The sequence below is a fragment of the Actinomadura sp. NPDC048955 genome (assembly GCF_040649435.1).
In the GTDB taxonomy this organism is placed as follows: domain Bacteria; phylum Actinomycetota; class Actinomycetes; order Streptosporangiales; family Streptosporangiaceae; genus Spirillospora; species Spirillospora luteofluorescens.
Genome location: NZ_JBEZJI010000024.1, coordinates 1 through 12,186, shown reverse-complemented (window position 1 = coordinate 12,186; position 12,186 = coordinate 1). Strand labels below are relative to the sequence as shown.

11 protein-coding genes and 1 rRNA gene are annotated in these 12,186 nt (G+C 73.0%); 4 read left to right on the top strand and 8 right to left on the bottom strand.

The features are described from left to right. Positions 1 to 86: 86 nt before the first annotated feature. The 7 genes from AB0C84_RS22690 to AB0C84_RS22660 form a co-directional block, all read right to left on the bottom strand. Complete coding sequence (locus AB0C84_RS22690) at positions 87 to 1,688, bottom strand: acyl--CoA ligase family protein (protein WP_361069592.1); 1,602 nt, start codon at positions 1,686 to 1,688, stop codon at positions 87 to 89. A 77-nt stretch (positions 1,689 to 1,765) separates the two neighbouring features. Next, positions 1,766 to 2,629, bottom strand: coding sequence for a hypothetical protein (locus AB0C84_RS22685; protein WP_361069589.1), 864 nt, complete (start codon positions 2,627 to 2,629; stop codon positions 1,766 to 1,768). Between the two features lie 49 nt (positions 2,630 to 2,678). Then, complete coding sequence (locus tag AB0C84_RS22680; protein WP_361069586.1) at positions 2,679 to 3,833, bottom strand: cytochrome P450; 1,155 nt, start codon at positions 3,831 to 3,833, stop codon at positions 2,679 to 2,681. A 204-nt stretch (positions 3,834 to 4,037) separates the two neighbouring features. Continuing rightward, positions 4,038 to 5,339, bottom strand: coding sequence for a UDP-N-acetylglucosamine 1-carboxyvinyltransferase (gene murA, locus AB0C84_RS22675; protein ID WP_179848413.1), 1,302 nt, complete (start codon positions 5,337 to 5,339; stop codon positions 4,038 to 4,040). A gap of 85 nt (positions 5,340 to 5,424) precedes the next feature. Further along, entirely contained in the window at positions 5,425 to 6,048 is a 624-nt protein-coding gene (locus tag AB0C84_RS22670; protein WP_361069582.1) for a LysE family translocator, read from the bottom strand. Between the two features lie 55 nt (positions 6,049 to 6,103). Next, positions 6,104 to 7,129, bottom strand: coding sequence for a M4 family metallopeptidase (locus AB0C84_RS22665; protein WP_361069579.1), 1,026 nt, complete (start codon positions 7,127 to 7,129; stop codon positions 6,104 to 6,106). A gap of 185 nt (positions 7,130 to 7,314) precedes the next feature. Continuing rightward, positions 7,315 to 7,899 carry a TetR/AcrR family transcriptional regulator gene (locus AB0C84_RS22660; protein ID WP_361069576.1) on the bottom strand — a complete coding sequence of 195 codons (585 nt, stop codon included), beginning with the start codon at positions 7,897 to 7,899 and terminating at the stop codon, positions 7,315 to 7,317. 65 nt (positions 7,900 to 7,964) lie between these two features. Between AB0C84_RS22660 and AB0C84_RS22655 the strand changes: the two genes are divergently transcribed. The 4 genes from AB0C84_RS22655 (at position 7,965) to AB0C84_RS22640 (ending at position 11,705) form a co-directional block, all read left to right on the top strand. Continuing rightward, entirely contained in the window at positions 7,965 to 9,197 is a 1,233-nt protein-coding gene (locus AB0C84_RS22655) for an MFS transporter (RefSeq protein ID WP_361069573.1), read from the top strand. A gap of 233 nt (positions 9,198 to 9,430) precedes the next feature. Further along, positions 9,431 to 10,687 carry a cytochrome P450 gene (locus tag AB0C84_RS22650; protein ID WP_361069570.1) on the top strand — a complete coding sequence of 419 codons (1,257 nt, stop codon included), beginning with the start codon at positions 9,431 to 9,433 and terminating at the stop codon, positions 10,685 to 10,687. 16 nt (positions 10,688 to 10,703) lie between these two features. After that, positions 10,704 to 11,210 carry a tetratricopeptide repeat protein gene (locus AB0C84_RS22645; protein WP_361069567.1) on the top strand — a complete coding sequence of 169 codons (507 nt, stop codon included), beginning with the start codon at positions 10,704 to 10,706 and terminating at the stop codon, positions 11,208 to 11,210. A 291-nt stretch (positions 11,211 to 11,501) separates the two neighbouring features. Then, positions 11,502 to 11,705 (top strand): hypothetical protein, encoded by a 204-nt coding sequence (locus AB0C84_RS22640; protein ID WP_361069564.1) that lies wholly within the window; start codon positions 11,502 to 11,504, stop codon positions 11,703 to 11,705. Positions 11,706 to 12,081: 376 nt separating this feature from the next. On the opposite strand, the gene rrf is transcribed toward AB0C84_RS22640, so the two are convergent. After that, a 5S ribosomal RNA gene (gene rrf / locus AB0C84_RS22635) occupies positions 12,082 to 12,186 on the bottom strand; the annotation flags it as partial.

The following is a 12,186-nucleotide window of genomic DNA, read 5'->3' as shown; positions in this document are numbered from 1 at the left end:
CCGGCGGCCCGGGCGCCCGGCGCACAGGACACTTCCCACGAACGGCCGCGCCTCACACGGCGGGAGGCCCCGCCGCGGCGGGATCCTCAGCCCTGGACGCGGCGGTCGCGCCCCGCCCACTCCCGCTCGCGCAGCTGGAACTTCTGGATCTTCCCGGTGGAGGTCTTGGGCAGCTCGGCGACGAACTCCACCGTGTCGGGCGCCTTGTACCGGGCGAGGCTCGCCCTGACGTGCTCGACCAGCTCGGCCTCGGTGGCGCCGCGCCCGTCGCGCAGAACCACGAACGCCTTGGGGCGCTCGCCCCACCGTTCGTCCGGGACCGCGACGACCGCGACCTCCAGCACGGCCGGATGCGAGTCGATCGCCCGCTCGACCTCGACCGTGGAGATGTTCTCCCCGCCGGAGACGATGATGTCCTTGGAGCGGTCGCGCAGCTCGACGTAGCCGTCGGGGTGCCGGACGCCGAGGTCGCCGGAGTGGAACCACCCGCCGCGGAACGCGTGCGCGGTGGCCTCCTCGTCCCGGTGGTACCCCTTCATGACGTTGTTGCCGCGCATGACGATCTCGCCGAGCGTCGTCCCGTCGGCCGGGACGTCGTTCATGTCGCCGTCGACTACCCGCAGTCCGTCGGTCTGGATCATGCCGACGCCCTGCCGGGCCAGCAGCCGGGCCCGGTCCCCGGCGGGCAGCCCCGCCCAGCCGGGCTGCGGCTCGCACACCGAGTACGGGCCGTAGGTCTCCGTCAGCCCGTACACGTGCACGATGCCCGCCCCGAGCCCCTCCATCTGCCCGATGATCGTCGGGCTCGGCGGCGCGCCCGCCGTCGTGACGGTCAGCGGCCGCTCCAGCGGGTGCGCCTCCGCCGCGTTCGCGATCGTCACGAGGACGGTCGGGGCGCCGTTGAGGTGGGTGACGCCCTCGGTGCCGATGAGCCGCCAGATCTCCGCGGCGACGACGGCGCGCAGGCACACCTGCGTCCCGCCGATCGCGGCGAGCGCCCAGGGCGTGCACCAGCCGTTGCAGTGGAACATCGGCAGCGTCCACAGGTAGACGCTCTCGGGCGTGTGCCGCGAGTGCACGACCTCGCCGAGAGCGTTGAGGTAGGCGCCGCGGTGCGTGTAGACGACGCCCTTCGGCCGTCCCGTGGTGCCGGACGTGTAGTTGATCGAGATGGGGGCGTTCTCGTCCCGGACGGCCCAGGGCAGCGGGTCGTCCGAGCTGCGCGCCGTCAGCTCCTCGTAGCCGATGCCACCGACCGCCGGGTCGGGGCCGGCGCCGGTCGCGGGAAGGGTGACCGTCAGGGGCAGGCCGCCCGCGAGCGGCGCCACGGACGGATGCAGCCCCGCGTCCACCACCAGCGCCTTCGCGCCCGAATGGTCGAGGATGTAGCGGATCTCGTCCGGCGCGAGCCGGGTGTTGATCGCGACGAGCACGGCCCCGGCGAGCGGCACCGCGAAATGCGCGACGAGCAACTCCGGGATGTTGGGCGCCAGGTAGGCGACGCGGTCTCCGGGCCCGATCCCCGAGGCGCGCAGCGCGTTCGCCAGCCGCGTCGTCTCGGCGGCGAACTCGGCGTAGGTGGCGCGCCGGTCCCCGTGGACGTAGGCCGTCTTGCCGGGGAACACCTGAGCCGACCGTTCGAGGAACGCGAGCGGGGTGAGCGCCGTGTGACCCGGGCCGTTGTCCATCGGGAGCCTCCGGTGCCGTGGGATGGTGGCCTGCGCCTCCAGGATCCCACGCGTGCCCGCCCCGCCCCGGACGGCGGCTAGCGGTCGGCGTTGCGGGTCAGGATGGAGACCGCCCTGACGGTGGCGTACCCGCTCCAGTCCAGTTCGGCGGCCGGCGAGTAGGACGCGAAGTCGACACGCCATCCGCCGTCGTCCCCCTGCATGCCGTCGAGCCGTCGAAGCTCGGCGGCCACGACGTCCGGCTTGAAGACGGACCGGGAGGGACGGCCCGGGAAGGGCGCGAAGTCGAGCGGCCGCAGCGTCTCGTCCTCCAGGCCGCCCTCCACGTGGAGGAGGCCGTCATCCGGGATGCGCTCGCCGAGCAGGGCGATGGCCTCGGTGTCGTCGACGGCGTCGGCCAGCCACATGGCGAACTCCACCTCCAGGGCGTGCATCGCGTCCTTGGCGCGGAGGGCGTCGAGGCAGTAGCGGGTGGCGCGGTCGAGCCAGGGGTGCCCTGCGACCGCCTTGTCGTGGACGGCGACGCGCTGCGCCATGGCAGCGACCACGGCGGTGATCTGCAGCGAGGACGCCCGGGGGTCGGCCTGCGTCCAGAACGGCGCGCAGCCGGCCGGGTCGGGGACGTGCAGAGCGAACGGGAGGCCGCCATCGGGCAGCGTCACCGAGTCCAGCCAGTCGCAGAGCGCGACCGCTTCGGGCGCGGTCACCGGGGCGAGCTCCTCGAAGACCTCGAACGCGTGCAGCGCGGGACCCGGCTGGCTCGTCCGCGACCGGAGGTCGGGTTCAAGCCCGCGGCCGTAGCCGCCGTCGGGGTTCCGGTAGGCGTTGAGCGCGGCGAGCAGCGCCTCCCGGTCGCCCTCCCCGGTCAGCAGTTCGAAGCGTCGGCGGTCCAGGAGACGCGCGTGAGTGGCCATGAAGTCGGATGCCTTGGTCAGGTCCATGCCTCCAGCGTGGCCGCCGCGAGCACTCCCGTCTTGTAGGTTCCGGCCATCACCAGGTAAGGAACAGCTCCCTGGGCGAGCGGTGGATCAGGCTCGGCAGCATCTCCACCGGTTCCTCGGCGCGCAGGCCCGGCAGCCGCGCGGTCAGCTCCTCCAGCGTGACGCGGACCTGCTCGCGGGCGAGCTGCGAGCCCGGGCAGGCGTGGACGCCGTGCCCGAACGCCAGGTGCCGCGCCGGCGCGCGGGTGATGTCGAACTCGTCGGGACGGTCGTGGGCCCGCGGGTCGCGTCCGGTCGCGGCGAAGGCGACGAAGACCTCGGCGCCCGCGGGCAGGTCGGTGCCCGCGACCCGCACCGGCCGCGTCGTGACCCTGCGGAAGCCCTGGATGGCCGTGTCGTAGCGCGCGGCCTCCTCGACGGCCGCCGGGACCAGCTCGGGCCGGGCGCACAGCAGTTCCCACTGCTCCCGGTTCCGCAGCAGGTGCAGCACCGCCGTCCCGATGAGCGCCGTCGTCGTCAGATGCCCCGCCAGCAGGATGTTCTGCAGGTTGGAGATGAGCGTGCCGTGCGGCTCGATCGCGCGCGCCATCTCGCCGCACAGGTCGTCCCCCGGCTCCCGGCCCCGCACGTGCGCGTCCAGCACCCGCTTCATGCCGGCGACCTGCTCGGCGGCGGCGACCTGCTCGCCGGTGCTCATCGGCTTGAAGATGAGGTCCTCCGCCCGGTAGCCGCCCTCGATCAGCGCGGGCATCTTCTCCGGGTCGATGCCGAGCATGTGCCCGATCACCTCGCCCGGCAGGACGCGCGCGTACCGTCCCATCAGCTCGACGCGGTGGTCACCGGCGAAGGAGTCGACCAGTTCCCGGGCCCTGCGGGTGATGAACGGCAGGGCCGCGGCGACCCGCTTCGGCGACAGCCCGCGCGTCAGCGGCTCGCGCACCCGCCGGTGGTCGTCGCCGTCGGCCGTGAGCACGACGGGGCGGCCCTGCGGCAGCGACCGCAGCACGTCGACGGCCTCGGGCCCCGGCACCACGTCCGGCCGCAGCGCGTTCGCCGACGAGAACGTCTCCTGATCGCGCAGCACCGCCCGCGCGTCGGCGTGCCGGGCGACGAGCCAGGCGTCCAGCTCGGGGACGAAGGTCAGCCCTTCGTCCTCACGCGCCCGGGCGTAGAACGGATACGGGTCGGTCCGGTCGAATTCCACGGTGCGCCCTCCAGGCATCTGATCAACACCGTAGGAAAACGGAATGCGCCGTGGGAAGCCCGCGGCCTAGCCTGGCCGGTTGGACCCCGCCCCGGCTACGACGACCACGTCACGCACGACCTCGTCCACTACCTGCGCGACCTGCCCGTCGGCGGGTCGCTGACCTTCACCTGGCCCCGGACGGCCGCGTCCCGGACGTCCGTTTTAGCCCGCCCGCAGCGACAGGCCCAGCGTCCGGAACTGCTCGACCGGATGGTGGTAGCCGCGTTCGATGTGGTGCACGCCCCGGAGCGTGGACGGCCCTTCCGCGACCGCCGCCGCCAGGACGGCCGAGAACCCGGCCCGGATGTCGGGCATGGTCACGTCGCCGCCGCGGAGCTTGGACACTCCGCGCACCACGGCCGAGTGCAGCGCCGCCGTGTCGTGGTACCGGCACGCCGGACCGCCCAGGCACGTGTCGTAGACCTCGATCTCCGCGCCCATGCTCTGCAGCGCCGGGACGTAGGCGAGCCGGTTCTCGTACACGGTCTCGTGCAGCACCGACATGCCGTCCGCCTGGGTGAACAGCACCATCAGCGGCGTCTGCCAGTCGGTCGCGAACCCGGGGTGGGTGTCGGTCTGCACCGCCGCGGGGCGCAGGCCGCCGGGCGCGGACGCCATGATCCAGTCGTCGGTGATCTCGAACTCGGCGCCCATCCTGGTCAGCGTCGTGATGGCGGTGACGAGCCGGTCCTGCGGGCACCCGTGCACCCGTACCTCGCCCCCCGTCACCAGGCCCGCGACCAGGTAGGAGAACGCCTCGATCCGGTCGCCGCCCAGCCGCGTCTGCGCGCCGCTCAGCCGCTCGACGCCCTCCACCACGATGCGCCGGTCGGGGGCGAAGGAGATCCGCGCGCCCATCCGCTGGAGGAACAGCGCCAGCTCGGTGATCTCCGGCTCGGTCGCCGCGTTGCGGATGACGGTCTTCCCCTCGGCCCGCACCGCCGCCAGCAGCACCGTCTCGGTGGCGCCGACGCTCGGGTACGGCAGCTCGATGCGCGTTCCGACCAGGCGCGTGGCGTGCGCGTGGATCCCGTCGGAGGCCAGCGACACCTCGGCCCCGAACGCCCGCAGCGCCTCCACGTGGAAGTCGACCGGCCGCCGCCCGATCGGGTCGCCCCCGACCAGCGGCACGAACGCCTCGCCGGCCTGGTGCAGCAGCGGGCCCAGCATCAGGATCGGGATGCGGTTCAGGCCGGTGAACGCCTTGCCGACGCTCGGGTCCGAGACCGGTCCCGGAACGACCGTCACATCGCCGCCGGACCGCTCCACGGTCATCCCGACGTGCTCCAGCATGCCCGCCGTGATGCCGACCTCGCCGACGTCCGGCGCGTTGCCGATCGTGCTCGGCCCGTCCCCCAGCATCGCCGCGACCATGTGCTTGCTCACCGCGTTCTTCGCCCCGCGCACGGTGACGTCTCCGCGAAGCGGCCCCGACGGCTCGATGTGCCACAGCTTCTCAGTCACCCGAGCAGCCTACGGCGTCCGGGACGGCGCCCCACCGATTTCGCCGCAACCCCGGCGCCCCTTACCGGTGACGACGCTCACCCGGTCAGGGCCGGCCGGCCAGCAGATGGGCGGCGAAGCCGAGGAAGGCCACCCCGCTGAGCTGCTCCATCCGCCGCCGGAACGACGGGCGCCGCAGCCGCTCCCCCATGGCGGCGGCCGCACCCGACAGGACCCAGAACCAGAGCGCCAGTTCGGCCACGTCGATCGCCGTGAACAGGATCGTCGTGCCGAACACCGGCGCCCCGTGCGGCATGAACTGCGGGACGAGGCTCATGTAGAAGACGCCCGCCTTGGGGTTCAGCAGGTTGGTCCCGACCCCGGCGCGGAAGGCCGCACGCCGTCCCGCCGCCACGACGGGCTCCGGAGTTTCGGCCTCGGCCTTCCGCCTGACGCGCCAGAGCGCGGTCGCCCCGAGCCACACCAGGTAGGCGGCGCCGCAGACGCGCACCGCGGTGTACGCGACGTGCGAGGCGGTCAGCAGAGCGGTCAGCCCGATCGCCGTGGCGAGCCCCCACACCGCGCATCCGGCCATGATTCCGAGGGCCGCGGCCAGCCCGCAGCCCCGCCCCCGCGTGACCGAGGTCCGCAGCACCAGGAACGTGTCGAGCCCCGGCGCCACGTTGATGATCATCGCGGCGACGGCGAAGGCGAGTGCGGCTGTGATCATGAGCGAATGCTACGACGCACCTTACGGCCGCACCACGCCTTCGACGATCAAGCGGTCACAGGATGCCCCGCGCCGCGAACGCCTCCTGCGCGGCCCGCGCGGCGGTCGCGCCGTAGAGGCGCTGCGCCGCGGCGACGGTCGCCTCGGCGGCCGCCTTGAACGAGGTGTCCGGTGCGAACGCGAACTGCGCCTCCACGATCAGGGTGCTCGCCTTGGAGTCGCCCAGCGCCTGCCGGATGTCCCACAGGGCCCTCGACCAGATCTCGCCGTCGGCGTGGACCTCACCGCGAACGTCCTCGGGGTAGTGCTTCGTCCCGTCCAGCCTCCGCAGGCAGTGCGTGGGTCCGGACGTGTAGGACACCGAGTCCCAGTCGGCGACGCACGGCTCCGGAGTCCTGGTCGGTGTGCCGGTCGCCCAACTGGTCACGGCCACCGCCAGGTAGTCGCCGAACGCCTCCCCGATCGCGCCCGACTCCAGGTTCGTGCCGAACCCCGTGACCTGGCCGTCCTGCACGGAGTGGCCGTACTCGTGGATGACCACCTCGGCGTCCTCGGCGTCGTCCACCCCGCCCTTGCCGAGCGTGATGTTCGCCTTGTCGGGGCGGAAGAAGGAGTTGTCGCCGCCGTACTGGTTGATCCGCAGCTCGATCTGCCGCTGGTTCACGGGGCGCAGACCGGACCCGAACCCGAGGTGCTGGAGGTACCGCTGCGCGGTCGTCACCCAGTAGTAGCCCATCACCTGCTCGAACTGGTCGGAGTCGCGGTGGTAGGCGGGCAGCGCGCCGCCGTCGATCAAGGCGGCCTTGCCGGTCTCGCTCTTGACCCGCACGTACCGCCCGGTGAGCGAGCCGGACCCGTCGAGGTCGGTGAGGGTGACCTGCCTGTAGGCGGGCGCGAGGGCGGCGTAATCGGCGCCCTTCGCGTCGGTGAGGGACTGGTCCCCGAGCTGCTGGACGGGGTTGGGATAGAAGACGGTCCCGGCGGCGGTCGCACCGGAGCCCGCGGCGGACGCCGCCGGCAGCGCGGCCATGAGGGGAAACGCGGCCGCGGCCGCGAGGGCGAAACGTCGTGTGTTACGCATGGGCGGACGGTATGACCAGGTCCCACGCGGGGACAGGTCCAATCCCTGCCGGACCCAAGTCTGTCTGGCATCGCCAGTCGGCACCGTCGAACACTGGCGACGTTTGCGCTGGCACCCCTTCCGGGCGCAGGAGTAGCGCCCCCGCGACAGACCCGGATCCGGCGCCTTCCGGGCGCCAGGACGTGTCAGGCGCCGTTGTCCGTCCAGGAGTCGGCGAGTGCGCACAGCTCTCCGAGCGCGACCTCGACGCGTTCGCGGTCGCCGGTGGTGAGGAAGTCGGTCTGCAGACCCGAGTAGGCGCCGTTGAGGAAGGTGGCCTTGACGAGGGCCTGGCCTGGGGCGAGACCACGGGCGGTCAGAGCCCCGGCGACGAACTCGGCCCGTTCGGTCAGGAAGGCCGGAACCCGGTCGCCGAGACGGCCGGCCGCCGCCAGCCCTTCGATCTCGAGGACGAGCCGGGTCCGCGCGATGTTCTCGGGGGCGAGGTGGCGGTCCCAGGAGTCACGGACGACGGCGCCGATGCCGCGCGCCGTGTCGTCCCAGCCCTCGGTCGCGTGGAGCTGCTCGTGCTGGACCTCGTCCAGGCGCTTCAGCAGGGCGGCGAGGAGGGCGTCCTTGTCGGCGAAGTGATGGGTCAGGACGCGCGTGCTCTGCCCGAGCGCCTGGGCGATGGGGCGCATCGACAGGCCGGACATCCCGTGTTCGGCGAGGTGGTCGAGCACGGCGTCGAGTATCTCGGTGCGGCGGCGGGGGTCGCGCGGCCTCGGCACTGGCGGGTCCCTTCCCTGGGTCCGGGGCGTCCAGCCTATAGGGTAACGAGTGTTACCTTAATGGCATGCCCCTCCTTCGCCGCCCCCGCGGCGGGCTCCGGCTCGCCGCGCTCGCGCTGACCGCGTTCGCCCTCCAGACCGACGACTTCGTGATCGTCGGCGTGCTGCCCTCCATCGCGGACGGGCTCTCCGTCGGCGAGGCCACGGCCGGGCAGCTCGTGACCGTCTTCTCCGTCATCTGCGCCGCGGTCGCGCCCGTGGCGGCCGTGGTCACGGCTTCCTGGCCGCGGCGCCGCCTGCTGACCGGCGGGATGCTGCTGTTCAGCGCCGCCAACCTCGCCGTCCCGCTCGCCGCGTCGTATCCGGCGCTGATGGCGCTGCGGATCGTGGCCGCGCTCGCCGCCGCGACCGTCCTGCCCGCGGTGTTCGCGGTCACCGCCGCGCTCGCTCCCCCGCAACGCCGGGGCCGCGACCTCGCCACCGTGATGACCGGACTCACCGGCGCCGTCGTCGTCGGCGTCCCGCTCGGGACGTGGACCGGTGCGGCACTCGGCTGGAGGGCCACCTTCGTGCTGGGCGGCCTCCTCGGCCTCGCCGCCCTGGCGTTCCTGCGCGCCGCCCTGCCGGACACGGCTCCGTCGCCCGCGGCCGGCCTGGGCGAACGCCTCCGCCCCCTGGCCCGCCCCGCCATCGCGTGCGCGCTGCTCGCCGCCGTCGCCGCGGTGCTCGGCAACCTGATGATCCAGACATATCTGGCGCCGTTCCTCGACGAGACGGCGGGCGTCAGCCCGTCCGGCCTCGGCGGCCTCCTGGTCCTCACCGGCGCCGCGGGCATCGCGGGCGGGCGACTCAGCGGCTCCCTCGTCGACCGTGCCGGCCCGCTGAGGGCGTTCGCGATCGCCTCGGCCGCCTTCGTCGCGGCGATGGCGGGACTGGCGCTGGCCTGGTCGCTGCGTCCGGCGCAGCTGCTGCTGATCGTCCCGCTGCTGCTGGTGTGGTCGGCGGCGGCCTGGGCCGTCCCTCCGCCCGTCCAGGCGCGCGTCCTCGCGCTGGCCGGCGCGGAGACCGGCCCGCAGGTGCTGGCGCTCAGCAGCAGCGCGGTCTACGTCGGCGCCTCGCTGGGCGCGGGCCTCGGCGGCTGGCTGCTCGGCACTCTGGGACCGGGCTCGCTCCCGCTCGCCGCGGCGGCCTGCGCCCTGGGGGCGCTGGGGCTGTTCGGACTCGCCGGGCGCGGCGCGCGGAAATCCGTCCCGGAGAAGGGGCTCGGCGCCGCCAGGAACCGCGACGCGAACGTGTGACCTGCGGCCCGGCGGTCGCGCCGGTGCGGTGTGTGGGTTGGCACCGGCGCGACCCTGATTCCGGCCGTGGCCGAACGGTCCAATCCTTCCGCATCCCACGTTGCACGCGAGTTGCGGGGACCTCAGGTGTCTCCGGCGCCACATCGATCTCGTCCCGGGTTGACAGACCCGGGGGCTCGGCCGACCTTCGAGGCGGCAGATGAGCATCCCGGCGAGAACCCGCGAGGAGCGACGTGACGGCCACCGATCATCCGCGCTACCCGTTCCCCTGTCAGGACGTCCCGGTCGACGGGCGCCGGCCCGCCGACCCGATGGGGCTGTCCGCCCTCTACGACGGGCTCGCCCCGGTCTCCCGCGTCCGCCTCCCGGAAGGGCACGAGGCGTTCCTGGTCACCGGGCACGCGGAATGCCGGCGCGTCCTGCGCGAGCAGGACACGTTCCAGCGCGCGGGGGCGGACGCGATCCCGCCCTACCCGCACACGCCCCCGACGATGCTGGCGCGGGACGGCCGGGAGCACCGCGCGCACCGCGACCTGATCGGCAACGCCTTCGCGCCCGCCCGCATCGACCGGTACCGCCCCACCGTCGAGCGCCTCACCTCCCGGCTGCTCGACGCGCTCGTCCAGGCGGGCGATCCGATCGAGGTCAACGAGCAGCTCGCCATGCCCCTCACCCTCGGCGTCATCGGCAGCGCCATGGGCTTGCCCGACGACGACCTGCCGCTGTTCAGGACGTGGGGGGACATGTTCCTCTCCACGGGCGCCGACCGCGCCGCCGACAACGAGCGCGCCATGCTGGAGATGACCGCCTACATGGCCGGACGCCTCGGCGGCCTCATGTCCGATGTCGACCCCGGCTCCGAGGACGTCGGTCTCCTCTCTGTGATCGCCGCGAACGCCGTCCGCCGGCAGACCGGCCTGGAAGAGCCGGCGCTCCTGGCCGCCAGTGTCGTCATCGCGGGCTGGGAGACCACGGCCGCCGCGATCGCGGGCTTCCTGTTCCGGCTGCTCACCACCAGAGAGCAGGGAGGCGACACCCTCTACCGGCTCCTCACGGCACAGCCTCACCGCATTCCCGGCGCGGTCGAGGAACTGCTGCGCACCACTCCCGGCACGGCCTTCGAATCCGCCCAGCCGCGTCGGGCCGTCCGCGAAGTGGACCTCGGAGGCGTTCGCCTGCGGGCGGGCGACCTGGTCATTCCGGCGGTCGACCGCGCCAACCGCGACCCGGACGTGTTCGAGGATCCCGAGCACATCGACTTCCAGCGCACCCCGAACCACCATCTCGCCTTCGGAGGCGGTCCCCATGTCTGCCTGGGCGCCCCGCTGGCCCGGCTGGAGCTGACCACCGCCCTGCGAGAACTCACCCGCCGCTTCCCCGACGCCCGGCTGCACCACGCGCCGCACGACGTCGACTGGAACACCGCCACGTCGATCCGGCATCCGGTCGCGCTCTGGCTCGACCTCGCCCCCCAGGAACCGGAGCGGTGACCGTATCCTGGCGATCATGACCAGTCCCGCGCCCGAATGGGAACAGCGAATGGCCGACCTCTGGGGCGCCTTCGACGACCACGACCCCAAGATCTTCCTCGGGAAGGTCGAGGCCCTGACCGCCGAGCTCCCGCCCGGCGACCCCGTCGGCGAGTACGAGCTGGCGTCCGCGCACGACTCGATCGGCAACGAGGCGGAGGCCGCCGACCACTACCGGCGGGCCTTCGCCGCGGGGCTCCCCGAAGCGCGGCGCAGGCAGGCGACGATCCAGTACGCCAGCACGCTCCGCAATCTCGGCCGCGCCGACGAGAGCGTCGCCCTCCTGACCGCGGAACGCGAGGCCGGCTCCGACGAACTCGACGACGCCGTCACCGCGTTCCTCGCGCTCGCACTCACCGACGTCGGACGCGAACGCGAGGCGGCCGGCCTCGCACTCGGCGCCCTGTCGCGCCACCTCCCCCGCTACAACCGCTCGCTCGCCAACTACGCGGCGGCCCTGACTCAAAACGATCCCGCCGACTAGGCTGTGTTTTCTCAGTCCCGGCCCACTTCGCTCGCCTTGAGGCTCGCTACGTGACCGGGCCTGGGCGAACGCGGCATCGCTTCGCGATCTGCCCGGTTTCGCTCGCCTCCGGCTTCGCTCCACCGGCCAGGGTCACGCGTTCGCGCGCTTGACCGAGCCACTTCGAGACCTGGTCCTAGCTCCCTCCGTCCGGCGGCCCTCCCCGCCTCGCGCGGACTTCCCGCTACCCGGACCCGAGCACGCAGCCACGACTGACCGTGCACGCGGCCGGAAAGGTCGAGGCCGAGCGCCTTGCCGCCGACGGCGGGAAAGATCGAGCCCATCGATGCGCCCACCTCCGTCCAGCGGTGCGGCTCGACCAGCCTGGACGAGATCGTCGTGTGGGCCGCACTGATGGACATCGATTTCGGGGTGCACGACCCGCCGGAACTCGCCGAGCGAATCGGCGCGATGGCCGATCGCCTCCAAGTGGCATCGGGACCCGCGCGGAGTTGACGGCCCGGCTCAGCCATCCAGCGGGCAGCACGGCGGCCTCAGCGTAGGGCGATCATGCAGCGCACGAAGAGCTGCGGGCACCCATAGCCAACCGGCTCATCGGCCCCGCGTCCCCTTGATCCGCGGGCGGGCGAAAGACCGGGCGAACCAGGGCCGGCCTGTGTGTGCGCCGCTCCGGCCCCTGCTCGGAGCAGGCAGCCGCACGTTCGGCCTCGATGTGGTGGGAGTCCCCTTGTCAGGACTGGAGAAGGACTCGACCTCGCGCGATTCACTGCCCGGCCGAACCGGCGGCCGTACCCTGATTTAACACCGAAGCGTCGACCCGGTGAAATGAGAAAGGCCCCGCCGGTAACGGCGGGGCCTTTCTACAATATGTGTCCGGCGGTGTCCTACTCTCCCACACGGTCTCCCATGCAGTACCATCGGCGCTGAAGGGCTTAACTTCCGGGTTCGGGATGGGACCGGGTGTTTCCCCCTCGCC